The organism is Zoogloea sp. (assembly GCF_028689785.1).
Taxonomy (GTDB): domain Bacteria; phylum Pseudomonadota; class Gammaproteobacteria; order Burkholderiales; family Rhodocyclaceae; genus Zoogloea.
On record NZ_JAQVCN010000002.1, the window covers coordinates 152,469 to 177,014 of the forward strand.

The 24,546-nt window shown below is 63.6% G+C and carries 24 protein-coding genes; 18 read left to right on the forward strand and 6 right to left on the reverse strand.

The window, feature by feature from the left end:
* Positions 1–20: 20 nt before the first annotated feature.
* Positions 21–608 (reverse strand): Fe-Mn family superoxide dismutase, encoded by a 588-nt coding sequence (locus PHI64_RS01910; RefSeq protein ID WP_299877717.1) that lies wholly within the window; start codon positions 606–608, stop codon positions 21–23.
* A 103-nt stretch (positions 609–711) separates the two neighbouring features.
* Complete coding sequence (gene xseA / locus PHI64_RS01915) at positions 712–2,064, reverse strand: exodeoxyribonuclease VII large subunit (protein ID WP_299877720.1); 1,353 nt, start codon at positions 2,062–2,064, stop codon at positions 712–714.
* 299 nt (positions 2,065–2,363) lie between these two features.
* Here xseA and PHI64_RS01920 point away from each other — a divergent pair, with 299 nt between their 5' ends.
* The 7 genes from PHI64_RS01920 (at position 2,364) to PHI64_RS01950 (ending at position 7,400) form a co-directional block, all read left to right on the forward strand.
* On the forward strand, positions 2,364–2,969 hold the full coding sequence (locus PHI64_RS01920; RefSeq protein WP_299877723.1) for a MotA/TolQ/ExbB proton channel family protein: 606 nt from the start codon (positions 2,364–2,366) through the stop codon (positions 2,967–2,969).
* A 9-nt stretch (positions 2,970–2,978) separates the two neighbouring features.
* Positions 2,979–3,401, forward strand: a complete 423-nt coding sequence (locus PHI64_RS01925; RefSeq protein WP_299877726.1) for a biopolymer transporter ExbD — start codon at positions 2,979–2,981, stop codon at positions 3,399–3,401.
* Positions 3,402–3,412: 11 nt separating this feature from the next.
* Positions 3,413–4,423 carry a tetraacyldisaccharide 4'-kinase gene (lpxK, locus tag PHI64_RS01930; protein WP_299877729.1) on the forward strand — a complete coding sequence of 337 codons (1,011 nt, stop codon included), beginning with the start codon at positions 3,413–3,415 and terminating at the stop codon, positions 4,421–4,423.
* Positions 4,404–4,592 (forward strand): Trm112 family protein, encoded by a 189-nt coding sequence (locus PHI64_RS01935; RefSeq protein WP_299877732.1) that lies wholly within the window; start codon positions 4,404–4,406, stop codon positions 4,590–4,592. The genes lpxK and PHI64_RS01935 overlap by 20 nt, the downstream gene beginning before the upstream one ends.
* Position 4,593: 1 nt before the next feature.
* The gene (gene kdsB, locus PHI64_RS01940) at positions 4,594–5,367 is read left to right on the forward strand and encodes a 3-deoxy-manno-octulosonate cytidylyltransferase (protein ID WP_299877735.1); all 774 of its coding nucleotides are present in this window, start codon (positions 4,594–4,596) and stop codon (positions 5,365–5,367) included.
* Between the two features lie 47 nt (positions 5,368–5,414).
* A complete protein-coding gene (gene adk / locus PHI64_RS01945) occupies positions 5,415–6,068 on the forward strand; it encodes an adenylate kinase (RefSeq protein ID WP_299877738.1) in 654 nt (217 codons plus the stop codon).
* 78 nt (positions 6,069–6,146) lie between these two features.
* Positions 6,147–7,400, forward strand: a complete 1,254-nt coding sequence (locus tag PHI64_RS01950) for a 6-phosphofructokinase (RefSeq protein ID WP_299877741.1) — start codon at positions 6,147–6,149, stop codon at positions 7,398–7,400.
* A 32-nt stretch (positions 7,401–7,432) separates the two neighbouring features.
* On the opposite strand, the gene PHI64_RS01955 is transcribed toward PHI64_RS01950, so the two are convergent.
* Positions 7,433–8,062: a YbhB/YbcL family Raf kinase inhibitor-like protein gene (locus PHI64_RS01955; protein WP_299877744.1), complete on the reverse strand. Its 630-nt coding sequence runs from the start codon at positions 8,060–8,062 to the stop codon at positions 7,433–7,435.
* Between the two features lie 62 nt (positions 8,063–8,124).
* Positions 8,125–9,660 carry a murein biosynthesis integral membrane protein MurJ gene (gene murJ / locus PHI64_RS01960; protein WP_299877747.1) on the reverse strand — a complete coding sequence of 512 codons (1,536 nt, stop codon included), beginning with the start codon at positions 9,658–9,660 and terminating at the stop codon, positions 8,125–8,127.
* A 169-nt stretch (positions 9,661–9,829) separates the two neighbouring features.
* Between murJ and PHI64_RS01965 the strand changes: the two genes are divergently transcribed.
* Both PHI64_RS01965 and tilS read left to right on the forward strand, forming a co-directional pair.
* Entirely contained in the window at positions 9,830–10,798 is a 969-nt protein-coding gene (locus PHI64_RS01965; RefSeq protein ID WP_299877750.1) for an acetyl-CoA carboxylase carboxyltransferase subunit alpha, read from the forward strand.
* Positions 10,785–12,116 carry a tRNA lysidine(34) synthetase TilS gene (gene tilS / locus PHI64_RS01970; protein ID WP_299877753.1) on the forward strand — a complete coding sequence of 444 codons (1,332 nt, stop codon included), beginning with the start codon at positions 10,785–10,787 and terminating at the stop codon, positions 12,114–12,116. Before PHI64_RS01965 ends, tilS begins: the two co-directional genes overlap by 14 nt.
* A gap of 2 nt (positions 12,117–12,118) precedes the next feature.
* Here the strand turns inward: tilS and PHI64_RS01975 are convergent, their stop codons facing one another.
* Together PHI64_RS01975 and PHI64_RS01980 are read right to left on the reverse strand one after the other, a co-directional pair.
* On the reverse strand, positions 12,119–12,724 hold the full coding sequence (locus PHI64_RS01975) for a response regulator (RefSeq protein ID WP_299877755.1): 606 nt from the start codon (positions 12,722–12,724) through the stop codon (positions 12,119–12,121).
* Positions 12,721–14,694, reverse strand: a complete 1,974-nt coding sequence (locus PHI64_RS01980) for an ATP-binding protein (protein WP_366945107.1) — start codon at positions 14,692–14,694, stop codon at positions 12,721–12,723. Before PHI64_RS01980 ends, PHI64_RS01975 begins: the two co-directional genes overlap by 4 nt.
* 173 nt (positions 14,695–14,867) lie before the next feature.
* On the opposite strand from PHI64_RS01980, the gene PHI64_RS01985 reads away from it, so the two are divergent.
* From PHI64_RS01985 to PHI64_RS02025, 9 genes are all read left to right on the forward strand, one after another.
* On the forward strand, positions 14,868–15,872 hold the full coding sequence (locus tag PHI64_RS01985) for a TRAP transporter substrate-binding protein (protein WP_299877760.1): 1,005 nt from the start codon (positions 14,868–14,870) through the stop codon (positions 15,870–15,872).
* A gap of 99 nt (positions 15,873–15,971) precedes the next feature.
* Positions 15,972–16,664: a TRAP transporter small permease gene (locus tag PHI64_RS01990; RefSeq protein ID WP_299877875.1), complete on the forward strand. Its 693-nt coding sequence runs from the start codon at positions 15,972–15,974 to the stop codon at positions 16,662–16,664.
* The gene (locus PHI64_RS01995; protein ID WP_299877763.1) at positions 16,661–17,947 is read left to right on the forward strand and encodes a TRAP transporter large permease; all 1,287 of its coding nucleotides are present in this window, start codon (positions 16,661–16,663) and stop codon (positions 17,945–17,947) included. Before PHI64_RS01990 ends, PHI64_RS01995 begins: the two co-directional genes overlap by 4 nt.
* Before the next feature lie 208 nt (positions 17,948–18,155).
* On the forward strand, positions 18,156–20,615 hold the full coding sequence (locus PHI64_RS02000) for a heavy metal translocating P-type ATPase (RefSeq protein WP_299877766.1): 2,460 nt from the start codon (positions 18,156–18,158) through the stop codon (positions 20,613–20,615).
* 7 nt (positions 20,616–20,622) lie between these two features.
* Entirely contained in the window at positions 20,623–20,817 is a 195-nt protein-coding gene (gene ccoS / locus PHI64_RS02005) for a cbb3-type cytochrome oxidase assembly protein CcoS (protein WP_299877769.1), read from the forward strand.
* Positions 20,818–21,275: 458 nt separating this feature from the next.
* Positions 21,276–21,701: a nucleoside-diphosphate kinase gene (ndk, locus tag PHI64_RS02010; protein WP_296569085.1), complete on the forward strand. Its 426-nt coding sequence runs from the start codon at positions 21,276–21,278 to the stop codon at positions 21,699–21,701.
* Between the two features lie 45 nt (positions 21,702–21,746).
* Entirely contained in the window at positions 21,747–22,841 is a 1,095-nt protein-coding gene (gene rlmN, locus PHI64_RS02015; RefSeq protein WP_299877774.1) for a 23S rRNA (adenine(2503)-C(2))-methyltransferase RlmN, read from the forward strand.
* A 2-nt stretch (positions 22,842–22,843) separates the two neighbouring features.
* Positions 22,844–23,635, forward strand: coding sequence for a type IV pilus biogenesis/stability protein PilW (gene pilW / locus PHI64_RS02020; RefSeq protein WP_299877776.1), 792 nt, complete (start codon positions 22,844–22,846; stop codon positions 23,633–23,635).
* Positions 23,632–24,537 (forward strand): RodZ domain-containing protein, encoded by a 906-nt coding sequence (locus PHI64_RS02025; protein ID WP_299877778.1) that lies wholly within the window; start codon positions 23,632–23,634, stop codon positions 24,535–24,537. The genes pilW and PHI64_RS02025 overlap by 4 nt, the downstream gene beginning before the upstream one ends.
* Positions 24,538–24,546: the final 9 nt, after the last annotated feature.

Below are 24,546 nucleotides of genomic sequence, written 5' to 3' on the forward strand. Positions count from 1 at the left end.
CCGGGTTGAGGCAGCCGGCTTCAGGCGAAGTTGGCGGACGCGAAGTCCCAGTTGGCCAGGCTGGCCAGGAAGGTCTCGACGAACTTCGGACGCAGGTTGCGATAGTCGATGTAGTAGGCGTGTTCCCAAACGTCGATGGTCAGCAGGGGCTTGCCTTCGCCGGTCTTCAGCGGGTTGCCGGCGGCGCCGGTGTTGACGATGTCGACGGTGCCGTCGGCCTTCTTGACCAGCCAGGTCCAGCCGGAGCCGAAGTTGCCCACGGCGGAAGCCTGGAAGGCCTTCTTGAAGTCGTCGAAGGAGCCCCACTTGGCGTTGATGGCATCGGCCAGGGCGCCGGTGGGCGCACCGCCGCCGTTCGGCTTCATGCTGCTCCAGAAAAAGGTGTGGTTCCACACCTGGGCAGCGTTGTTGTAGATGCCACCAGCGGGGGCCTTGAGGAAAGTCTCTTCGATGGAGAGGTTCTCGTACTCGGTGCCGGGGATCAGGTTGTTCAGGTTAACCACGTAGGCGTTGTGGTGCTTCGCGTAGTGGTAGTCGAAGGTTTCTTCGGACAGGTGGGGGGCCAGGGCGTTCTTGGCGTAGGGCAGTTCGGGCAGGGTGTGAGCCATGTGGTTTTCTCCGGGGGTTTGGAAATTGCCCGACTATTCTAGTCGGGATTGGGTTTCCTGCACAATCAGTAAGGATATTGGGCACGCGCAAAGCGTCGCCTTTTCAATCCGTGTTCACTGTGGCTCCGACCGAGCCGTCGCTCAACTCGATGCGGACGCTTGAACCCGCAGCCAGCTTGGTGACACTGCGCACGATGCTGCCATCGGCGTTGCGGGTGATGCTGTAGCCGCGGGCCAGCACGGCACGGGGGTCGAGGTGGGCAAGGTGCTGCTGCAGGGCGTCCAGCCGCGCCTGATGACGTGCCAGCAGGCCGTGGGTGGCGCGCTGAAGGCGCTGGCCCAGGGCGTTCAGGTGCGCCAGCTTTTGGGCTGTGTCCGGGCGCCTGGCCTTGAGACGCAGGCCCAGACCGGCGACGCAGGTCTGGCGGCCGGCCAGGTGGCGGGCCATGCTGGCGCGCAGGCCTTGATCCAGGATTGCGAGGCGCAACTGGCTGCGCTCCAGGCGCTGCCGTGGGTGGCTGAGGCGTGCTGCTGCCCGGTCCAGGCGCTGGGCGGCGGCGTCGATGCGTCTTTCCATGCCGCGCCGCAGTCGGGCTGCCAGCTGTTCGAGGTTCTCACGCAGCTCGACGTAGGCCGCGCTGGCCAGCTCGGCGGCGGCCGTGGGGGTGGCGGCGCGCAGATCGGCGCTGAAATCGGCAATGCTGAAGTCGGTTTCGTGGCCCACGCCGACCACTACCGGCAGCGGGCAGGCGCGGATCGCCCGGGCCACCCTTTCGTCGTTGAAGGCGGCCAGGTCTTCGAGGCTGCCACCGCCGCGCACCAGTAGCAGCACGTCGTTACCGTCCATGGCGGCTCGGGCTCCGGCGAGCTGGATGGCCGATGCAATCAGCGCCGGGGCGGTGTCGCCCTGTACGGGGGTGGGGTAGAGGCATACCGACATCTGGGGCGCCCGCCGGGCCAGGGCGGCGGTCACGTCCCGCCAGGCGGCGGCCTGGGGTGAGGTGACTACGGCAATGCCGCGGGGAAAGCGCGGCAGGGCGCGTTTGTGGGCCGGGTCGAACAGGCCTTCGGCCTCAAGCCGGGCCTTGAGGCGCAGGAAGGCTTCATACAGATTGCCAACCCCGGCCTGGCGCACGTTCTCGACGCTGAGCTGGTAGTCCCCGCGGGGCTCGAACAGGGTGACCAGGGCACGCACTTCCACCCGCATCCCGTGCTCCAGCCGGAAGGACAGGGATTGGGCGCGGTTGCGCCACATGGTGCAGCGCACCTGGGCCTGGTCGTCCTTGAGGGTGAAATAGAGGTGCCCGGAAGCGGCGCGGGTGAGGGTGGAGACCTCGCCGGCGATCCACATCAGGGGAAAGCTGCCTTCCAGTGCCTCCCGGGCAGCGCGGTTGAGCCAGGACACGGAAACGACGTCGGCAGCGCCATTGCGGAGGCTTGTCGAAGGGGAATTCATGGCGGCGGATTCTACCGGAATCCACATCTACGCCGGATCAGCCCAAAAAAATCGCCTGATCGGGCTTGACTTGCCGGAAAATACCTAAGCTATTGATTTTAAACAACTGTTGTTGTTGCTCATTTTTTGACCCGAGGACTAAAAAGCCTTACGGACTGCGGGTTTAGGGGCATCGTCGGGCATCAATCCACAAAGTTATCCACAGATTTTGTGGATTGTCTCGGGATGTAACTCTGTTGCCTAGGGGATGTTTGCCGGGTTACATTCACGAGCTTGATTGGATTCCCAGGAGTGCTCGAGTGTTCGCCATCATCCAGGCTGCAGGCTGGCCAATCTGGCCCTTGTTGTTTGCTTCCATCGTGGCCGTGGCCTTGATCATCGAGCGGCTCATCACCTTGCGCCGCAGCAAGATCCTGCCGGACGGGCTCCTCGAGAAGGTTGTCGTCGAATTGCGCCAGGGTGGCGCCACCCCGGAGATGATCAACCGGGTTGCCCTGAGCTCCCCCCTCGGTCGGGTTTTTGCTGCTGGCCTGCGCAATGTGCGCAGCACCCGGGAGGTGATGAAGGAATCCATCGAAGAAACCGGCCGTGCCGTGTCTCACGATCTGGAGCGCTTCCTGACCACCCTCGGCACCATCGCCTCCATCAGCCCGCTGATGGGCCTGTTTGGCACCATCGTCGGCATGATCGAGATCTTCGGCTCCCAGGCGCCCGGCGGTTCCAACCCCCAGCAGCTGGCCCAGGGCATCTCCATCGCCCTGTACAACACCGGCTTCGGTCTGGTGATTGCCATTCCCAGCATGATCTTCTGGCGTCATTTCCGGGCAACGGTGGATAGTCTGGTGATCGACATGGAACAGCAGGCCATTCGCCTGGTCGAGATGATCCACGGCGATCGCCGCTGAGGGCCTGACATGAACTTTGGCCGTGGCCGCTCCCGCGAGGAGCCGGAGATCAACCTGATCCCGCTGATCGATGTGCTGCTGGTGATCATCATCTTCCTGATGCTGACCACCACCTATTCGCGTTTTGCCGGGCTGGAGATCAACCTGCCTACGGCCGATGCTCAGGCCAGCAGCGAGAAGACCGTCGAGGTCAACGTGGCAGTCACCGCGGCGGGTGATGTGGTCATCAACAAGCGTCCGGTGAATGGCTCTGGCCTGCAGGCCATCGTCGCGGCCATGCAGGCAGTGGTGCCGCCCGATGCCAAGGATCCGGTGGTCATCATCAACGCTGATGCCAAGGCCGCCCACCAGCGTGTGATCGACGTGATGCAGGCGGCCCAGCAGGCCGGGCTGGTGCACATCTCCTTCGCCACCCAGGCGGCCCAGCGCTGACGCTGTCGGGTATGCCGCGCAGCGCCCCGGAGTTCTGGCGGCACCGGGGCCTGCGTGCTCTGGCCCTGTTTCCTCTCTCCCTGCTTTTTTCCCTGTTGTCTGCTGCGCGGCGCTGGTTCTACCGCGCCGGCGTGCTGCGCGTCGAGCGTTTGCCCGTGCCGGTCATCGTGGTCGGCAACATTGCCGTGGGAGGCAGCGGCAAGACGCCGGTGGCCCTCTGGCTGGCGGCTGAACTGAAGGCGCGGGGCTACACGCCCGGCATCATCAGCCGGGGCTATGGCGGACGTGTGGAAGGGGGGGCCGAGGTGACGTCGGGCGGCGATCCAGGTCACTTCGGTGATGAGCCGGTGCTGATGGCGGCCGTCTCGGGCTGCCCGGTGTTCGTCGGGCGCGATCGGCCGGCGACCGGCCGGGCCTTGCTGACGGCGTATCCGGCGGTGGATGTGATCATTACCGACGATGGTCTGCAGCATTACCGGCTTGGCCGGGACGTGGAAGTGGTTGTGGTGGATGAGGCGACCCTCGGCAACGGGCTGCGCCTGCCGGCAGGCCCCCTGCGGGAAGGCGTCGGGCGGATCGCCGCCAGCACCCTGGTGATGGCCCATGGCGCCCTTTCTGCCGGGCTGAGGCGCCGGCTGGTTGGAACCCCGGTGTTCGAGTTTTCCCTGGCGGGTGATGTTTTCGAGCGAGTGGCGAACCGCTCAGAGCGCTGCGAGCCGGCGCGTTTCCGTGGGCGTCGCGTGTGTGCCATGGCGGGTATCGGCCGGCCCGAACGCTTCTTCGGGCAGCTCGAAGCGATGGGCCTGACGCTTGAGCGGCGCCCGTTTCCCGACCATTACAGTTATACGGTGGCCGATTTGGCCATAGAAGACGGCGATGTCCTGCTGATGACCGAGAAGGATGCGGTAAAATGCCGGCCTTTCGCCCCGGCAGACAGCTGGGTGTGGCCGGTCCGGGCGCGGGTAGCGCCAGGCGCGGCGGAACTGATTGTGGAGAAGCTCGATGGACCCCCGACTGCTTGAAATCCTGGTTTGCCCGATTACCAAGGGGCCGCTCGACTTCCGCAAGGACAGGCAGGAGCTGTGGAGCATCAGCGCCCGGCTGGCCTACCCGATCCGCGACGGCATTCCTGTGATGCTCGAGGACGAAGCCCGTCCGCTGACCGAGGAAGAGCTGGCCCAGGCCCGTTGAAATGAGTTTCAAGATCGTCATACCGGCGCGCCACGCCTCGTCGCGACTGCCTGGCAAGCCGCTGCTGGACATCCTGGGCAAGCCCATGATTGTGCGGGTCCTTGACCGGGCTCGCGAAGCTGGGGCGGATGAGGTGTGGGTGGCCACTGATCACCAGGGCATCGCCGAGGTTGTGGAGGCTGCGGGTGGGCAGGTGATCCTGACCGGCGCCGAGCATCCCTCGGGCACCGACCGCCTGGCCGAGGTGGCAACGCGTCTGGGTTGGTCCGACGATACCGTAGTGGTGAACGTGCAGGGCGATGAGCCGTTGATTCCGCCCGGCTTGATCGGCGATGCGGCTGCAGCTCTGGCGGAGGACTGCGAGGCCGCCATTGCTACGGCCTGTCATCCGCTGGTTTCCGCTGATGAATTCTTCAACCCTAACGTGGTCAAGCTGGTGCTCGATGCGCGGGGGCGGGCCCTGTATTTTTCCCGGGCCCCGATACCCTGGGCACGGGATGCCTTTGCGGCCGACCGTGATGTGCTGCCTGCCGGGTTGCCGGCTTACCGCCACATCGGCCTCTACGCTTATCGCGCGGGTTTTCTCAAGCGCTACTCCACGCTCGCGGCGTCGCCGCTTGAGCAGTGGGAAGCTCTCGAACAATTGCGGGCCATGGCCCATGGTTTCCCCATCCGGGTGATGGTGCTGGATCACGCACCTCCGGCCGGAGTGGATACCGCTGAAGATCTGGAACGTGTCCGCCGGGCGTTTGACCTAGCGGAAGTTTCGCGATAGTTTCGCAATCCCATGTCGCATCGACAATAACCAGAGGAGGGAAAGACATGCGTCTGATTCTGTTGGGACCGCCGGGCGCCGGCAAAGGCACCCAAGCCAATTACATCAAGGAAAAGTTCGGTATTCCCCAGATCTCCACGGGCGACATGCTGCGTGCTGCCGTCAAGGCCGGTACTCCCCTGGGCATTGAGGCCAAGAAGGTCATGGATGCGGGTGGCCTGGTGTCTGATGACATTATCATTGGCCTGGTGAAAGACCGTCTGAAGGAGGCCGACTGTCAGTCCGGCTACATGTTCGACGGTTTCCCCCGCACCATTCCCCAGGCCGAGGCCATGAAGGCCGCCGGCGTGCCCATCGATTTCGTGCTCGAGATCGATGTGCCCGACGAGGAAATCATCGGTCGCATGTCCGGTCGCCGTGTGCACGTTGCTTCCGGCCGCACCTATCACGTCAAGTTCAATCCGCCTAAGGTGGAAGGCAAGGACGACGAGACCGGTGAAGCGCTGATCCAGCGTGACGACGACAAGGAAGAAACCGTCAAGAAGCGTCTCGACGTGTACCACGCCCAGACCAAGCCGCTGGTTGCCTATTATTCCGACTGGGCGGCCAAGGGCGATGCGACCGCACCCCAGTATCGCAAGATCGCTGGTCTCGGCAAGGTTGACGAGATCCGCGAGCGGGCTTTCGCAGCACTCAAGTAAGCTCCGATTGCCAGGCGCTGAGGGCCGGCCCAAGGGTCGGCCCTTGTCTTTTTCAGGTGTCCCGCTGCGGGTGATCGAATGATGGCCATGAATCTTCTGTACGCCCAGTCGGGCGGCGTGACGGCAGTGATCAATGCTTCGGCGGCGGGGGTGATCGCCACCGCCCGGGAGACCGGCGAGCGCATCGGCCGGGTGCTGGCCGCACGCAACGGCATTCTCGGGGTGTTGCGCGAGACCCTGGTGGATACGGCTGCCATCTCGGCCGATGATCTGGCGCGACTGCGGGGCACGCCGGGGGGCGCCTTCGGGTCGTGCCGCTTTGATCTGGATGCGGAGGAACGCAACCCGGCCCAGTATGACCGGCTCTTTCAGGTGCTGGCCGCCCATGATGTGGGTTACTTCCTCTACAACGGCGGCAACGGCTCCATGGAAACCTGCCGGCAGATCCAGGCTGCGGCCCGCGCCCGGGGCTATCCTCTGACCGTGGTGGGCGTGCCCAAGACCATCGACAACGACATCGTGCATACCGATTGCTGCCCGGGCTTCGGCTCTGCAGCGAAGTACCTGGCCACCTCGGTCCGGGAGGTGGGGCTGGATTTGCGGGCCATGACCACCACCGGCGGCCGGGCCTTTGTGCTGGAAGTGATGGGGCGTAATGCCGGCTGGCTGGCAGCGGCATGTGCGCTGGCCGCCGATCGATCTGATTGCGCACCGCATATCATCCTGCTGCCCGAAGTGCCTTTCGACGAGAGGCCCTTCCTGGCCCGGGTGCGGGAGACGGTTGAGCGCCTCGGGTCTTGCGCTATCGTTGTTGCCGAAGGTTTGCGTGGGCCGGACGGGCAGATCCTGTCGATGCAGGCGCAGCATCCCAAAGGTTACGTGCAGTTGGGCGGGGCTGGGGAGGCCATCGCCGATCGCATTCATTCGGCGCTGGGTTACAAGGTGCACTACGCAGTGGCGGACTACCTGCAGCGTGCTGCGCGTCATCTGGCTTCAAAGACCGACACCGCCCAGGCCTTTGCGGTGGGCAAGGCTGCCGTGCGCCGGGCTTTGGCCGGAAGCCCCGGGGTCATCGGTATCAAGCGCCTGTCCGGGCGGCCCTATCGCTGGCGCACCACCTTGCAGGCCTTCGAGAAGGTGGCCAACCTGGAACGCACGCTGCCGCCCGATTTCATTGCGCCGGATGGTCTGGGCGTGACTGAGGATTTTCGTAACTGGTGCCGGCCGCTGATTGCGGGTGAGGATCTGCCGCGCTTCGTGGATGGACTGCCGGACTACCTGCATCTGCAACTCCCGCTGCTGGAGCGGAAGCTGCCGGGCTACGAACCCTGAGGGCAGGAGCACGCCCGCACTCTGCGGCGACGTCAGGCCGGAACTGCCGGGTTGAGGCTGTAGGTGACGGTGAGGCTGGCCTTGGCCAGGATGTGACCGACCATGGCATTGCGTGCCTGCTGGCCGTCGAAGGGGCCGGACACGGAAAGCGTGGGTACATCAAGCGCGTACACCGTGAACACGTAGCGGTGGCGGATCGAATCATTCCAGGGCGGGCAGGGGCCGTCGTAGCCGAAGTAGTTGCCCTTCATCTGCTCGTCGTTGGCAAACCAGCCGGTGTAGTCATTGAGGCCGTGACGGCTCCCGTCGGGCAGGTCGGGGCCCGGCTTGCCGTTGGGCGTCACTTCGTGGGAGTGTTCCCCCTCGGCGATGCTCGTGGTGTTTTCTGGCAGGTCGATCAGCACCCAATGGAAGAAATCCACCCGCGGAAGTTCGGCGGGAACCTGCCGGCCTTCCTGGTTTACGTCGTCCCCGCGACTGGGTACGTCGGGGTCGTGGCAAATCACGGTGAAGCTGCGGGTGCCCGCTGGTGCTCCGCTCCAGCTGAGCTGCGGATTGCGGTTGCTGCCAAGGCAGACGTGCCCTTCGGCGGCGGGAATGCAGAAAGTGAAGGAGCCGGGAATCACGGCCCCATCGGCAAAGCTCTGGCTAGTCACTTGCATTGTGTTGTGCTCTCCCCTTTAAGTCAGGGGATTTTAGCCAAGTTTGGCCGGTGCGTTGCCACTCATGCACTGCCGCGACGGAAGTCCCTGACCCGGAAGCCGAGGGCAAACAGCACCGCAAAATAGACGCTCATGCCGCCGATCACGAGGGCCAGCAGGCGCAGCACCCGCTCAAGCCCGGATGCAGTCAGCCACAGGGCGTTGCTGCCGGCAGCAAAATGCACGGACAGCCCAAGCGCGATGAGGGCGACGAGCAGCTTTGCCGCAAACCTGCCCCAGCCGGGGAGAGGGGTGTAGACCGCTCGTTTGCGCAGGCCGTGGTAAAGCAGGCCGGCATTGACGCAGGAGGCCAGGCCGATGGACAGGGCCAGGCCGGCGTGCTGGAAGGGGCCGATGAAGACGAGGTTCATCAGTTGGGTGATGACCAGCGAGAAGATGCCGATGCGCACCGGAGTGCGCACATCCTGGCGGGAGTAGAAGGCCGGCGCCAGCACCTTCACCAGGATCAGCCCGGTCAGGCCGATGCTGTAGGCGATCAGGGCGGTGCGGGTTTGCAGGACGTCGTCGGCGCCGAAGGCCCCGTGGTGGAACAGGGTGCTGATCAGCGGCACCGCCAGCAGAGCCAGGCCGAGGGAGGCGGGCAGGGTCAGCATCAGGGTCAGGCGCAGGCCCCAGTCGAGCAGGGCTGAAAATTCGGCGGGCTTCTCGTCGGCGTGCATCTTGGAAAGGCTGGGCAGCAGGATGGTGCCCAGCGCTACGCCCAGCATGCCGGCCGGAAACTCCATCAGGCGGTCGGCATAATACAGCCAGGATACGCTGCCGCTGGGCAGGAAGGAGGCAAAAACGGTATTGATGAGCAGTGAGATCTGGCTCACCGAGACGCCCAGCATGGCGGGGCCCATGAGCTTCAGGATGCGCCGCACGCCCGGGTCGGAGAAGTTGAGGGAGAAGCGTGGCAGCATGCCGATCTGTGCCAGGGGGCGCAGTTGCAGCAGCACCTGGGCCAGCCCACCAATGAACACTGCCCAGCCCAGGGCAAGGATGGGCGGGTTGAAGTAGGGCGCGGCGAACAGGGCCATGCCGATGAAGCTCAAGTTGAGCAGCACCGGGGTGAAGGCCGGGATCGCGAAACGGCTCCAGGTGTTGAGCACGCCACCGGCGAGAGCCACCAGGGCCATGAAGAAGATGTAGGGGAAGGTGATGCGGGTCAGTTCGACGGTGAGCTCGAACTTTTTGATGTCGTCCGAAAAGCCTGGGGCGGTGGCGTAAATGATGGCAGGGGCGGCCAGGGCGCCGAGAATGGAGACGATCAGCACCACCAGCCCGAGGGCGCTTGCCACGTGATTGATCAGGCGGTGGGTTTCCTCCTCGCCGCGCTTGTTTTTGTATTCGGCGAGGATGGGGACGAAGGCTTGGGAGAAGGCCCCCTCGGCGAACATGCGGCGCAGCAGGTTGGGCAACCGGAAGGCCACCACGAAGGCGTCCATCTCGATGCCGGCGCCAAAAGCGCGGGCCTGCACGAAGTCACGCACGAACCCCAGGATGCGCGAAAGCAGGGTCATGCCGCTGACCGTGGCAAGGGCGCGGAGGAGGTTCATCGAGGCCATGGAATCAGGGTGTTGCAAGGGCAAAGAGGGTCGATGTTAGCGGCTTATGGCGCCCTGCAGCAATGCGATTTTCCGCGTTCGGCCGCGTTTGGCATGGCCGTGGCGCCCGTCGCGGAGGGCGATGGGGTAAAATGGCAAAAATTTTTGTGAGCTCGACCTGATGAAAACCACGTTCCTAGATTTTGAACAGCCTATTGCGGAACTCGAGGCAAAGATCGAAGAACTACGCTTTGTGCAGGATGATTCGGCGGTGGACATCTCCGAGGAGATCGGCCGCCTGGAACAGAAGAACTACGGCCTGACCAAGGACATCTACGGCAAGCTGACACCCTGGCAGTGTGCCCTGGTGGCACGCCACCCCCAGCGTCCCTACACCCTCGACTACGTGCAGCACATCTTCACCGACTTCGAAGAGCTCCACGGGGATCGCAGCTTTGCCGACGACAAGGCCATCGTGGGCGGTCTGGCCCGCTTCAATGGCCAGTCCTGCATGATCATCGGTCACCAGAAGGGGCGTGACACCAAAGAGAAGATCCACCGCAATTTCGGCATGCCCCGGCCGGAGGGCTATCGCAAGGCCATGCGACTGATGAAACTGGCCGAGAAGTTCAATCTGCCGGTGTTCACCTTTGTTGACACGCCCGGCGCCTACCCGGGCATCGACGCCGAAGAGCGGGGCCAGTCCGAAGCCATCGGCCACAACCTGTTCGTGATGGCCGAGCTGAAGGTGCCGCTGATCTGCACCATCATCGGCGAGGGCGGTTCCGGTGGTGCGCTGGCGATTGCCGTCGGCGACCAGTTGCTGATGCTCCAGTACTCCACCTACTCCGTGATTTCGCCGGAAGGTTGCGCTTCCATCCTCTGGAAGAGTGCCGAGCGTGCGCCCGATGCGGCGGAGACAATGGGTATCACCGCATCCCGGCTCAAGTCCCTGGGCCTGATCGACAAGGTGGTGAGTGAGCCGGTGGGGGGCGCCCATCGGGATCATCGAGCCATGTCCCAGAACCTCAAGCGGGCGCTCCAGGATGCCCTGCGCCAGGTTTCCGAATTGTCTCCCTCCGAACTGCTTGAGCGGCGTTTCGAGCGTTTGATGAGCTACGGCAAGTTCAAGGAAATTGCCGTCGACTGAGCTCGTTGCCGCTGTCGTCCGTCAGTGGCGGCAGCTTCCCGTCGCGCCGGCCCGGCTCAGGGTCGGCCTCAGCGGCGGGCTTGATTCCTGTGTTCTCCTGCATGTCCTCGCCGGTTTGCGCGAGGCGCTCGGCTTCGAACTCACGGCGATCCATGTCAGTCATGGGCTGATTCCCGGTTCGGCCGCGTGGGCACAGTCGTGTGCCCGGCTGTGCGAGCGCCTGGACGTTCCATTTGCGGTGCGTGAGGTGGTGGTCCGGCGTGATCACCCGGGCGGGCTTGAGGCCGCAGCGCGGGAGGCCCGCCATGCCGCCCTGGGAGAAGACGCCGACGGTGCGTTGCTGGTTCTGGCTCATCACCGGGACGATCAGGCCGAAACCGTGCTTTTTCGCGCCCTCCGGGGGGCGGGGGTGCGGGGAGCGGGGGGTATGCGGGTGTTCGATGCCCGGTCTGGAGGGGCCGGCATCTGGCGTCCGTTTCTGGAGGCGCCGCGTCGGGATCTGCAGGCCTACGCCACGGCGCATGCCCTGGACTGGGTCGAGGATCCGAGCAACCAGGACCTGCGCTTTTCCCGCAATTTTCTGCGTCTGGACGTGCTGCCCCGCATCGAGGTGCGCCAGCCGGGCGCAGCTGCCGCGCTGGCCCGAACCGGGCGTCTGTGCGCGGAGGCGGCCGATCTCCTCGATGATCTGGCCGACCTGGATCTTGCGGCCATGGGAGGTGGGGAGGCGGGGCGCTTCAGTCATGCCGCAGCCTTGAGTCTGGCGCCGCCCCGTCTGCGCAACGTGATGCGCCGTGCCCTGGAACGCGCCGGGGCCCTGATGCCCGACGAAGACCGGCTGTGCGAGGCGGAGCGGCAATTGCGCCGTGGCACGGCTGCAGCCGGCTGGCGGCTGGTGCTCGGGACGCACGCCGTCTGTGTATACCGCGATGGTTGGTGGATCGAACCGGCTGAACTGCCTGCCGTTCCTGCAGCGCGTGCGTGGACGGACGAGCAGACGGTGGGCTGGGCGGGGGGCTTGGTGAGCCTTGTTCCGGCGGTGGGGCAAGGGATTGCGGCTGCGGCCCTGACCGGGGTGTGCTGTGAGCTGCGTGGGAGGAGTGGCGGCGAGCGGCTGCGTCTGAGGCCCGATGGCCCGGGTCGGAGCCTGAAGAATCTGTTGCAGGAAGCGGCCGTTCCGCCCTGGTATCGCCCCTTGCTGCCTTTGCTGTGGGTGGATGGCCGCCTGGCCTGGGTGGCCGGGGTAGGGGTTGCTGCGGAGTTCCGTTGTCCGCCGGGTGAGCCTGGGGTGGTGGCAGGCTGGTCCGGAACCGCCTGAATTCAGTCGCGCCCGGGGGAGAGCAGCTGGGCCAGCTCGACTGCTGAGCGCACCCCCATTTTCTCGAACACGCGGGAGCGGTGCACTTCCACTGTACGCATGGAGATGTTCAGCTCATCCGCAATCACTTTGTTGAACTTGCCGGCGAGGACCAGATGCATCACCTCGTGCTCCCGGGGGGTGAGCTGGGCCAGGCGGCCGCTTACGGTCGCCTGGGTTTCCTGGTTGGCCAGGCGGCGGGCATCGCTTTCCATGGCCCGGATCACCACGTCCACCAAGGCATTGTCGTCAAAGGGCTTTTCGAGAAAATCGAAGGCGCCTTTCTTGAGAGTGCCGACGGCCATGGGCACGTCCCCGTGACCGGTGAGGAAGATCACTGGCATGGGGTTGCGGCGTTCGAGCAGGGCGTCGAAGCACTCAAGGCCACTCATTTCACGCATCCGGATGTCCAGCACGATGCAGCCATTGAAGTCCGGCTGCCATCCGGCGAGGAACTCCTCGGCCGAAGACCAGGTTCGGGCCGAGACATTGCGGGTACGCAGCAGCCAGGTGAGGGCATCGCGGATGGCTTCGTCGTCGTCGACGATGTGGGCGAGGGGTGCGGTCATGGCTGGACGGGAAGGGAGAAGTGGAAAATCGTACCACCCCCGGGGTTGTCCTCGAAGCTCAGGCGGCCCCGGTGCAACTCGGCGATGGAGCGGCAGATGTTGAGCCCCATGCCCATTCCTTCTTCCTTGGTGGTGAAGAAAGGGGCGAAGAGCTTCTCTGCCACTTCGGGGGGAATGCCCTTGCCCCGGTCGGCAACGCTCAGGATCAGCATGCCGTCCTGCAGGCGGGTGGTGAGATTGAGGTTGCGCTGGGGGCGGGGTGCGTCGGCCATGGCATCCATGCCGTTGCGGATAAGGTTGATGGCCACCTGTTCGATCATCACCGGGTCGGCGGCGACGGCAGGTAGAGCCTCGGCCAGATCCTGCTGGATGCTCACCCCGCGCCGCTCGGCGTCGGGCTCCACCAGGCCTACGGCTTCGCGCAGGATGGCATTGACGTCGACGGGCTCGCACTTGGGTTCGCTGCGTCGGACAAAGGCATGGACCCGCCGGATGATCTGCCCTGCTCGCTGGGCCTGTTTGCCGATCTTTTCGAGGATGCCACTGAGCTCGCCGGGGGACATGTCCCCCTTGTCGATCATGTTGATGCAGCCAGTGTTGTAGCTGGATATGGCGGCCAGAGGTTGGTTGAGCTCATGGGCCAGGGTGGAGGCCATTTCTCCCATGGTGACCAGCCGGGCGGTGGCCTGCAGGCGTTCCTGCTGCTGGCGGTAGAGCTCCTGGGCGTGCTTCTGCTCGGTGACGTCCACCATCGACCCCATCCAGCCGATGTGCCGACCCTCCGAATCGATCAGTGGCGCTTCGATCAGCAGGGCGTCGAAACGCTCGCCATTGCGGCGCATCAGGCGAATCTCGATGCCCTGAGCGGGTGCATTCCCGCCGAGGACCATTTCGTGGACGGTCAGGGTCCGCTCCAGGGCTTCTGGCGCCCAGTAGGGCATGGGGGGCAGCAGGCCGACCAGCTCCTCTGCGCTCCAGCCGACCATGCGACAGAAGGCCGGGTTGACATAGGTGATTCGGCCCTTGAGGTCGCGGGCACGCATGCCGGTGTTGAGGGAGTCCTCCATGGCTTTGCGGAAGGCATGTTCGGCGCGCAGGGCTTGCTCGGCTGCCTGCCGGCGCTGCATGTGGCGACGTAGCTGCCACAGGCTCCAGACGATGGCCGCAGCCAGCACCCCGAGGGAGCCCATGAGGAGCAATGGAATCCAGCGTACTTCGCTCTTGTAGGCGGTGACATTGAGGGTGAGGCCATGGCCGGGTGGCTCGAAGGGGATCTCGTAGGCCAGGCTGGAGAGGGGGGAAACCCTTGATTTGGCGGCGATCTCCACCCCCAGATGGTTGGCCACCGACACCCGGTAGCGCTCCGAGAACCACCATGGAACCTGATGGGAGACCATGTTGTTGAGGGAGTACACACCGACCACCGACCCGAGGTAGCGCCCCCCGTCGAATATCGGTACGTGTACCTCGAACTGGGTCTGGTTTTCGATGACCGCGTAGGCATCGCTATACACCGGCCGACCCATGGAGCGGGACAGGCGATAGGCAGAGTTGGAGGGAAAGGTGCCTCCTGTCTCGCCCACCAGGTGGCTGTCGGTATAGGGAGGCTGGGCGCCTCGCACTTCGCCATTGATGTGCAGCCAGAGAATGCGGATGAGGCCGCTTTCCGGATCGAGCGCCTGACGCAGCCGCGCCTGCGTGGTGGACGAGAGAGGGCCGCCCTTGAGCAGATCGGGGCCAAGCTGGGTGAGGTGATTGTTGTTGCGCTCGAACTGGAAACCGAGGTTCTGTTCCATCCACAGCACATCGTTGATCAGTGTGGCGCGCTGTTCCTCGCTGTCCTGCCGGTGGGTCAGCCACAGCAGTGCCGCCATGGTGGCGATGAACAGCGCGACGGCAGCGTAAGGCAGGCTCCAGTACCAGCTTGGGGGCGGGGAGGTTGGGGTGGGTGGCAAAGGGTCGAGAATCACGGGTGGAGTGGGATCACGTTATCGCCGGAGTGGGCTGGAAGGGCCATCGGAACTTTCCACAGTGGGGATGACCACAATTGATGCGGGTCCTGGGCTTGTCGATAGTACACGGGCAGCCTGTCGTTACCTCGGCAGCTCTAACCAAGTACAACTTCCAATTACGGAGACAAAAAATGAAACTGCGCACTGTAATGTTCAGCCTTGTTGCACTGGGTTTCTGTGCCTCGGCGTCTGCCCAGGCTCCGATCGTGATCAAGTTCAGTCACGTGGTGGCCGCGGATACGCCCAAGGGCAAGGCCTCAGAGTACTTCAAGAAGCGCGCCGAGGAGCTGACCAAGGGTAAGGTCAAGGTCGAGGTGTACGCCAATAGTGCACTGTACAAGGACAAGGAAGAGCTGGAGGCGCTCCAGCTGGGCGCCGTGCAGATGCTGGCCCCATCCCTCGCCAAGTTCGGCCCCCTGGGCGTGAAGGAGTTCGAGGTCTTCGATCTGCCCTACATCTTCGATGATTACAACGAATTGCACCGCATCACCCAGGGGCCCGTCGGTGCCAGCATCCTGAAGAAGCTCGAACCCAAGGGAATCGTCGGTCTGGCCTACTGGGACAACGGTTTCAAGTCGTTTTCCGCCAACACCCCGATCCGCACCCCGGCTGACCTGAAGGGCAAGAAGCTGCGCATCCAGTCCTCCAAGGTGCTTGAAGAGGAAGTCCGCTCGGTGGGTGGCCTGCCCCAAGTGATGGCTTTCTCCGAGGTCTACCAGGCCCTGCAGACTGGTGTGGTGGATGGCACCGAGAACCCCCACTCCAACATGTTCACCCAGAAGATGCATGAGGTGCAGAAGCACCTGACCGTGACCGATCACGGTTACCTGGGCTACGCGGTCATCGCCAACAAGAAGTTCTGGGACGGCTTGCCTGCCGACATCCGTGGCCAACTGGAAACCGCGATGAAGGAATCCACCGTTTACGCCAACAAGATCGCCCAGGAAGAGAACGACAAGTCTCTGGAAGGCATCAAGAAGAGCGGCAAGACCCAGATCTACGTGCCGACCAAGGAAGAGAAGCTGGCCTTCAAGAAGGCCATGGTCCCGGTGCACCAGAAGATGGAAGGGCGCATCGGCAAGGATCTGATCCAGTCCATCTACAAGGAAACCGGCTTCGACCCCGCGAAGCTGTAAGCGACACCCGCCTCACATCTGAATGAGCCCTCCGCGCTGCGGGGGGCTCCGGCCCGGATTCCTTTCCGGGCTTCCGATCGCACTTCACTGCGAGGATTCATCATGAAACTACTAGATCGCCTGGAAGAGTGGATCATCACCTTCCTGATGGGCGGGGCTACGGCCATCATTTTTTTGTCGGTGGTGCACCGCTATCTGGCGGGTATCAGCATTCCCGGCCTGCAAGACTGGCTGCTCTCGCTCAACTTCAGCTGGGCCCAGGAGCTGTGCATCATCATGTTCGTGTGGATGGCGAAGTTCGGCGCTGCCTATGGCGTGCGTACCGGCATCCACGTGGGCGTCGATGTTCTGATCAACCGCCTCTCCGACAGTAACCGCAGCAAGTTCATCATTTTCGGCCTGCTTGCCGGAGCCCTCTTTACCGGTATCGTCGCGACCCTGGGCGGCCACTTTGTATGGGAGAACGGTGCCCACTACGCCTTCCTGCACATGACCGGTGCCGAGATCGGCGATATCCCCGAAGGCCCCACCACGCCGGACCTGGAGTGGCCCACCTGGATCGTGTACAGCGCCATCCCCCTGGGTTCCAGCCTGATGTGCTTCCGCTTCCTGCAGGTTACCTGGGGTTTCCTCAGGACCGGTGAGCTGCCCCACCACGACCATGGTCATGTGGATGGTCTGGAAGACGAATTGCCGAAGGTGGATGCAAACCCGTATTCGCTGGATGACAACCTCCACGCCCACGACCTCAAGCACAAGCCCCTCGGCGAACGTGAAGGAGACCGCAAATGAACGCCGCCATCATCTTCGGCATCCTGCTGGCCCTGATGCTGACGGGGATGCCGATTTCAATCTCCCTCGGCCTCACCGTGCTTTCCTTCCTCTTCACGATGACCCAGGTTCCCCTGGAGTCGGTGGCCCTCAAGCTATTCACCGGCATCGAGAAGTTCGAGATCATGGCCATCCCGTTCTTCATCCTGGCGGGTAACTTCCTGACCCACGGTGGTGTGGCCAAGCGGATGATCAACTTCGCCACCTCCATGGTCGGCCACTGGTACGGTGGATTGGGCCTGGCCGGCGTGCTTGCCTGCGCGCTGTTTGCTGCAGTATCCGGCTCCAGCCCGGCCACGGTGGTGGCCATCGGCTCCATCCTGCTGCCGGCCATGGTGCGGGCGGGCTTCCCCAACAAGTTCGGGGCGGGGATCATCACTACGGCCGGTGCGTTGGGCATCCTCATCCCGCCGTCCATCGTCATGGTGATGTACTCCGTGGCCACCAACACCTCGGTTGGCGCGTTGTTCATGGCCGGCGTGGTGCCGGGCCTGGCTCTGGCCGGGGTATTGGGGGGCGTCACCTGGTATCGGGCCAAGAAGTTCGACTATCCGCGTCAGCCCAAGGCGAGCGCCGCGGAGCGGATCAAGGCCTTCAAGGAGTCCGTGTGGGGTCTGCTGCTTATCGTGGTGGTGATGGGCGGGATCTACACCGGCATGTTCACCCCCACCGAAGCAGCTGCCATGAGCGCCATGTACGCCTTCTTCGTGGCCGTGTTCATCTACAAGGACATGCCCCTGAAGGACGTGCCCAAGGTGCTGCTCAACTCGGCCAACATGTCGGCGATGCTGCTCTACATCATCACCAACGCCGTGCTGTTCAGCTTCATCATGACCAACGAGAACATCCCCCAGGCCCTGGCCGAGTGGATGCTGGGCAATGGGCTGGGGGTGATCGCCTTCCTGCTGGCGGTGAACGTGCTGCTGCTGCTGGCCGGCAATTTCATGGAGCCCTCGTCCATCGTGCTGATCTTCGCCCCGATCCTGTTTCCGGTGGCGATGAAGCTGGGGATCGACCCGGTGCATTTCGGCATCATCATGGTGGTGAACATGGAAGTGGGGATGTGCCACCCGCCAGTGGGGCTTAATCTGTATGTGGCCTCGGGCATCACCAAGATGGGCATCACCGAGCTGACCGTGGCCGTGTGGCCGTGGCTGCTGTCGATGCTGGTCTTCCTGGGGCTGGTTACCTATTGGCCCGGTCTGTCCCTGTGGTTCCCGCGCTGGCTTGGCATGATCTCCTGATGATCCTGGTTCGATCATTCATTGCACAGTCTTGCCACGTATGCTGGGCATGATCTGACTTCCGTCCGCGGAACGACCAAAAGCGCGCCCTGGTGGCGCGCTTTTGGTTTTCAGCGTTCCAGGCACGTTTTGCCGGGCCTGCGCTTTGTGATAAAAGAGCGCGTTTACCGCGGCCGTCCGGTTGCGTGTGTTGTCAGCGAGGCCTGCTTTGTCCGACTCCCTCCCGTCGTCCGAGCACGACTGTTATCACTGCGGCCTGCCCATTCCCGCCGATGTGGATCTCCCGGTGGAGATTGATGGGGCTCCCCATCAGATGTGCTGCACAGGCTGCCAGGCCGTAGCTCAGTCCATCGTGAGCAGCGGGCTGGTGGATTACTACAAGCGTCGTGACACCCTGCCCGAGCAGGCCCGCGAGGCCATGCCGGAAGAACTCAAGGAACTGGGCCTGTTCGATCACCCGGATTTCCAGAAGGGCTTCGTCAAACCCATCGGCGAGCATGACCGGGAGGCCGACCTGATTCTCGAAGGCATCACCTGTGCCGCGTGCATCTGGCTGAATGAGCAGCATGTGGCACAGCAGCCGGGGGTAATCGCCGTGGATATCAACTACGCTACCCGGCGTGCCCGGGTGCGTTGGGACGAGCGCAAGATCAAGCTCTCCGACATTCTTGGCGCCATCCAGGCCATTGGCTACCGGGCCTATCCCTACGATGCCGCCCGCTCCGAGCAGATCTCCCAGCGGGAGCGGCGCTCTGCCCTGTGGCGCCTGTTCGTGGCCGGGTTCGGCATGATGCAGGTGATGATGTATGCCTTCCCGGTGTACGTGGCAGACCCGGGCGACATGACCGCCGACATCGAGCTGTTGATGCGCTGGGCCAGCCTGATCCTTACCGCGCCAGTGGTGCTGTACTCTGCCGCCCCCTTCTTCAGCCACGCTCTGCGTGATGTGCGCCTGCGCCGCCTGGGCATGGACGTGCCCGTCGCCCTGGGCGTGGGGGCAGCCTTCGTGGCGAGTTGCTGGGCCACTTTCACCGGAAAGGGGGAGGTCTATTTCGACTCGGTGACGATGTTCGTCTTCTTTCTGCTGTGCGGGCGCTACGTGGAAATGCTGGCGCGCCAGAAAGCCGTGCGCGGGGTGGAAGAGCTCGGTAAGGTGATCCCGGCCTTCGCAGAGCGTCTGGCGGCCTATCCGTCACTCGAAGGAGAGCGGGTGCCCGTCTCGCAGTTGAGCCCAGGTGAGGTGATCCGGGTGAAGCCGGGGGAGACGATGCCGGTGGATGGGGTCGTCATCGAAGGACACAGTGAAGCCAATGAGGCGTTGCTGACGGGTGAAAGCCGGCCCGTGGCCAAGGCGCCGGGCGCCGACGTCACGGGGGGAAGTGTCAATATCGGCAGCCCGCTGGTGGTGAAGGTCAGCCGGACCGGTGAAAACACCCGTCTGGCGGCGATCCGGCATCTCATGGAACGGGCCTCCGCCGAGAAGCCCCGGGTGGTTCAGCAGGCTGATCGCGTTGCTGCCTATTTCATTCTGGCCTTGCTGGTGCTGTCAGTGGTGACGGCAGCCTGGTGGTGGTGGGCCGATCCGGACCGGGCCCTGTGGGTGTTCGTGTCGGTGCTTGTGGTGAGTTGCCCCTGCGCTCTTTCTCTCGCTACGCCAGTGGCGCTTACGGTAGCCACCGATTCCCTGGCCCGGATGGGCGTGCTGGTGACCCGCGGGCATGCTATCGAGGCGCTGGCCCGGGCCAGCCATTTTGTCTTCGACAAGACGGGTACCCTCACTTATGGCGAGATGCGTGTCGAGCAGGTCCGCCTGCTCGGTAATGCTGACGAGATGGGCGTACTGGCTCTGGCCGCTGCTCTTGAGCAGGGGTCCGAACATGCCATCGCCGTGGCGCTGCGCCTGCGTGCCGGAGCGGAGGCCTTGCCGGTCATTGGCGGGCTGGCGGCGACAACAGGGCAAGGGGTGTCGGGCTCGCTTGACGGGGTGGCCTATCGCATCGGCAGGCCCACTTTCGTGGCGGATCTGGTCGGGTCGCCGGTACCGGATGTGCTGCTCAAAGATGAACGTTCCGGTCGGACCGTGATTGCGCTCGGTTCGGCGCATGGCTGGCTGGCGGGTTTTGCCCTATCGGATGGTCTGCGGGACGATTGCCCTGCGGCGTTCGACTCCCTGCGTGGCAAGGGCATCGCGCTGTCCATCTTCAGCGGTGATACGCCTTCGACGGTAGAGGAGTTGGGGCGCCGCCTGGGTGTTGCCCAGGCCATCGGCGCGATGACCCCCGAGGACAAGCATCGTGGCCTGCTGGCCCTGCAGAAGGGGGACGCCGTGATCGCAATGGTGGGGGATGGCGTGAATGACGCGCCAGTGCTAGCCCAGGCGCAGGTGTCCGTGGCCATGGGCGGCGGCACCGACCTTGCCCGCAACCAGGCGGATATCGTCCTGCTGAGCGGTCATCTTGCCTCCCTGGCAGAGGGGGTGACCCTGTCTCGTCGAGCGCTGACCATCATTCGGCAGAATCTGTGGTGGTCGTTTGCCTATAATTTTTCAGCCGTCCCCCTTGCCATGTTCGGGCTTGTAACGCCCTGGATGGCAGGTATCGGCATGTCGGCGAGCTCGCTCTTCGTTGTCCTGAACGCCCTGCGCCTACAGCGCAGGCTTCCCCGCTGAGGGTTCCATGGAAAGTCTTTACCTGTTGATTCCCCTTTCTGTCGTGCTGGTTTTCGTGATTGGGGTCGTATTCTGGTGGTCGGTGCGGAGCGGACAGTTCGATGATCTTGAAGGGCCGGGTTATCGGGTTGTTGTTGACGACGATGCGCCGCCGGTGGTGAAGCCCGCGACCAAGGACGGGGAGGGCGGAGTGCCACGCTGATGGGATGAAATTTCACCACGCTATCTGCAGGGTTTTTGACCCAAATCAAGACACCCAGGCAGGGAGGTGCGCATACTTCGCTCCAGGTTGAAGACGCGAACACGAGCAACAAAATGCGTTTTCCTGGTGCGATAGCGCCAAGACTGAAGTCTCTCTGTTGGGGTTGGGGGTGCGCGATGCGCACCCTTTTTTTTTGCCCCCGAGCCCCTGATTTCCCGGCTCGGAGACCTTTCCTCCGATGCCCCCTCATGCCGGCGGGCACTCCTCGTCAGACCATGGAGTCTGTGCTGAATCACCCTGCACCCCTGAATCGGGTTCGTCACAGGCTGTCGTGTCAGTTTCTTGGGTCGGGTCGTGTTGAGTCTTGTGCGTTGAAAAGCGCCGTTCTGCAGCGCCAACCTGCTAAAATTCCGCTCTTGAGCTTTTTGATCATCCTTTGTCTCACTGGAGTCTGCCCCATGGCCATTGAACGCACCCTTTCCATCATCAAACCCGACGCTGTTGCCAAGAACGTGATTGGCCAGATCTACGCCCGTTTCGAAAACGCCGGCCTGAAGATCATTGCCGCCAAGCTCGTGCACCTTTCCGAGCGTGAAGCCGGTGAGTTCTACGCCGTGCACAAGGAGCGCCCCTTCTTCAAGGATCTGGTCTCTTTCATGACTTCCGGCCCGGTGATGATCCAGGCCCTGGAGGGCGAAAACGCGATCGCCAAGAACCGTGAGCTGATGGGCGCCACCGACCCGAAGAAGGCCGACAAGGGCACCATCCGGGCCGATTTCGCCGAATCCATCGACGCCAATGCCGTGCATGGCTCTGATGCCCCCGAAACCGCTGCTGTGGAAGTCGCTTTCTTCTTCCCCGGCATGAACGTTTACAGCCGCTAATGATCTCTGGTTGCGGGATGAAAGCCCTTCTTCCCGCTGCCAAGGATGGAACTGCCCGTGGTCAATCTCCTCGATTTCGATGCCGAAGCCCTCACCGACTGGTTCGTCCAGCAGGGTGAGAAACCATTCCGTGCCAAGCAGGTGCTCCGCTGGGTGCATCGGTTCGGCGCCACCGATTTCGACCAGATGACCGACGTGGCCAAGTCCCTGCGGGCCAAGCTCGCGGGGGCGGCTTGCATCACGCCGCCGGTGCCGGTGCGTGACAGTGTCTCCAGCGATGGAACACGCAAGTGGTTGCTAGATGTAGGCAATGCCAATGCGGTGGAAACGGTGTTCATTCCCGAAACCAACCGCGGCACCCTGTGCATCTCCTCCCAGGCCGGGTGCGCCCTCGATTGCGCCTTCTGCTCCACTGGTAAGCAGGGCTTCAACCGCAATCTGAGTGCTGCCGAGATCATTGGTCAGTTGTGGCTTGCCAATCGCATGCTGGGCGCCAACGGTGACGGCGAGCGGGTCATCAGCAATGTGGTGATGATGGGTATGGGCGAGCCTCTCGCCAACTTCGACAACGTCGTGTCGGCCCTGAAGCTGATGCTCGACGACAACGCCTACGGTTTATCCCGGCGGCGCGTCACCGTATCCACCTCCGGTATCGTGCCGGCCATGGATCGTCTGCGCGACGCCTGCCCCACGGCCCTCGCCGTGTCCCTGCACGCATCCAATGATGCCCTGCGGGACAAGCTGGTGCCGATCAATCAGAAATACCCCCTGCGCGAGCTGATGGCGGCCTGCCGGCGCTACCTCGAGAAGGCCCCGCGGGATTTCATCACCTTCGAATACGTGATGCTGGACGGCATCAACGATTCCGATGCCCACGCCCGGGAGCTCGTTGCCCTCGTGCGGGATGTGCCTTGCAAGTTCAATCTGATTCCGTTCAATCCGTTTCCTGGGTCTGGCTTCGAGCGTTCTCCGGCACCCCGGATCCGGCGTTTTGCCGAGATTCTGATCGATGCAGGGATTGTCACTACAACACGCAAGACCCGTGGTGACGACGTGGACGCGGCCTGCGGTCAGCTGGCCGGCCAGGTGCAGGACAAGACCCGCCGCACGACCCGTATCGTGCCGATCCAGGAGCTCTGAGCGTGAAACGCCTTGTGCTGCTTCTTTCTATCCCGTTGCTGCTGTCTGCCTGCGCAGGGCCGCAGATCCCCGGCGGTGTGGCACGCCTGGAGCGTCCGGTTTCCGAGCAGCCGGTAAAGAATGACGGACGACGCAAGGCCAAGGTGCACGTGGAGCTTGGCCAGGCGTATTTTCAGGCGGGTCGTTTCGGGGTTGCCCTGGACGAGGCCCGCGTCGCGGCCGCCTACGACTCCGGCTATGCACCGGTCTATCAGCTGATGGGTCAGGTGCATATGTATCTCGAAGAGAACGAGATCGCGGAGGCTAATTTTGCCCATGCGCTGCGTCTCGCTCCAGGCGATCCGGAGGTGATGAATTCCTACGGCTGGTTCCTGTGCTCCGTCGGCAAGGAGCAGGCGGGGCTTGAGCTCCTGACCACCGCAGCCCGCAATCCGTACTATCAGAGTCCGGCCCGCGCCCTGAACAATGCGGGGCTGTGTCAGCTGCGTCTGAAGAACGATCGAGCAGCCGAGGAGCACTTTCTCCGCTCCCTCGAGACGGATGCGACCAATCTCCAGGCCATCTACCATCTGGCTGCCATTGCCTACCGGCGTGGTGCGTATGAGGCTTCACGGCGATATATCGCCGCTCTGCATGAGGGAGGAGAGCCGACTGCCGAAAGTCTGTGGCTTGGCGTTCGGGTGGAGCGCCGGCTCGGTGATCGGGTGGCCGAGGCAGCTCTTGTGCAGCAGTTGCGCCGACGCTTCCCCGCGTCTCCTGAATATCAAGCTTTCCAGCAAGGGTTGTATCAGTGACAGATTCTCAAGCTCTGCCGTCCTCCCCGAACCCGGTCGAAGAATTCCGGGCTGGCGATGGCCTGCGACGTACCCGTGAAGCCCAGGGGCTCAGCATTTCCGAAGTGGCACACGCCCTCAAGCTCAACCCGCGCCAGATCGAAGCCCTTGAAGCAGGGCGATTCGACCTGCTGCCGGGCTATGCTTTCACCCGGGGCTTCCTGCGTAATTACGCCCGTCTGCTGAAGATTGACCCGGCCCCCTTCCTGGCCCAGCTCAAGCAGCCCGAAGCGGATGCCAACGTGGAGTTGGCACCCAGTTCCAATGCCCAGGGGGAGATGCCCGAGATCGGTCGCGGCCGCTTCCGCCGTTCCGTGATCCCCGGCATTCTTGCCGCGCTGGCTCTCCTCGGCGTTGTTGTGGCGGGCTGGTATTACGACACCCTGCGATCCAAGCCGACTGAAGAGCTGGCTGCCAGCCTTCCGACGCCTGTTGAAGTGGTTCCGCAATCCGAGCCTGCGCCATCGGGCGAGACGGTCACGCCGGTGCCGGTTGGTCCGATCGTTGCCGCCCCTGCAGAGGGAGCCCCGGCGCCGCTAGCTGCGCCGACGCCTCCAGCGATGCCCAATGAGGCGGCGACGGTTGCCACCCCTGCTGCGGTGGAGGCGCCAAAGGCCGCTGATGGTGTAGACCGGCTCGTCTTCGAATTCACCCAGGACGCCTGGGTCGAGATCAAGGATGCAAGCGGCAAGATCATTTTTTCCCGCCTCGGCAAGGCGGGCTCCCGGGAGCAGGTCGAAGCGCGTGCTCCCTTTTCACTGGTTGTCGGCAATGCCCGCTACGTGAAGCTCGAGCGTAACGGCACCCCGGTCAATCTGAATGCTTCCACCAAGGTGACGGTTGCCCGTCTCAAGCTGGATTGAGGGCAGAAA

Bases quoted from the DNA above. Each gene is read 5' to 3' on its own strand.
- PHI64_RS01910 (WP_299877717.1), bottom strand. From the start codon at position 608: ATGGCTCACACCCTGCCCGAACTGCCCTACGCCAAGAACGCCCTGGCC.
- xseA (WP_299877720.1), bottom strand. From the start codon at position 2,064: ATGAATTCCCCTTCGACAAGCCTCCGCAATGGCGCTGCCGACGTCGTT.
- PHI64_RS01925 (WP_299877726.1), top strand. From the start codon at position 2,979: ATGAACTTTGGCCGTGGCCGCTCCCGCGAGGAGCCGGAGATCAACCTG.
- lpxK (WP_299877729.1), top strand. From the start codon at position 3,413: ATGCCGCGCAGCGCCCCGGAGTTCTGGCGGCACCGGGGCCTGCGTGCT.
- PHI64_RS01935 (WP_299877732.1), top strand. From the start codon at position 4,404: ATGGACCCCCGACTGCTTGAAATCCTGGTTTGCCCGATTACCAAGGGG.
- kdsB (WP_299877735.1), top strand. From the start codon at position 4,594: ATGAGTTTCAAGATCGTCATACCGGCGCGCCACGCCTCGTCGCGACTG.
- adk (WP_299877738.1), top strand. From the start codon at position 5,415: ATGCGTCTGATTCTGTTGGGACCGCCGGGCGCCGGCAAAGGCACCCAA.
- PHI64_RS01950 (WP_299877741.1), top strand. From the start codon at position 6,147: ATGATGGCCATGAATCTTCTGTACGCCCAGTCGGGCGGCGTGACGGCA.
- PHI64_RS01955 (WP_299877744.1), bottom strand. From the start codon at position 8,062: ATGCAAGTGACTAGCCAGAGCTTTGCCGATGGGGCCGTGATTCCCGGC.
- murJ (WP_299877747.1), bottom strand. From the start codon at position 9,660: ATGAACCTCCTCCGCGCCCTTGCCACGGTCAGCGGCATGACCCTGCTT.
- PHI64_RS01965 (WP_299877750.1), top strand. From the start codon at position 9,830: ATGAAAACCACGTTCCTAGATTTTGAACAGCCTATTGCGGAACTCGAG.
- PHI64_RS01975 (WP_299877755.1), bottom strand. From the start codon at position 12,724: ATGACCGCACCCCTCGCCCACATCGTCGACGACGACGAAGCCATCCGC.
- PHI64_RS01985 (WP_299877760.1), top strand. From the start codon at position 14,868: ATGAAACTGCGCACTGTAATGTTCAGCCTTGTTGCACTGGGTTTCTGT.
- PHI64_RS01995 (WP_299877763.1), top strand. From the start codon at position 16,661: ATGAACGCCGCCATCATCTTCGGCATCCTGCTGGCCCTGATGCTGACG.
- ccoS (WP_299877769.1), top strand. From the start codon at position 20,623: ATGGAAAGTCTTTACCTGTTGATTCCCCTTTCTGTCGTGCTGGTTTTC.
- ndk (WP_296569085.1), top strand. From the start codon at position 21,276: ATGGCCATTGAACGCACCCTTTCCATCATCAAACCCGACGCTGTTGCC.
- rlmN (WP_299877774.1), top strand. From the start codon at position 21,747: ATGGAACTGCCCGTGGTCAATCTCCTCGATTTCGATGCCGAAGCCCTC.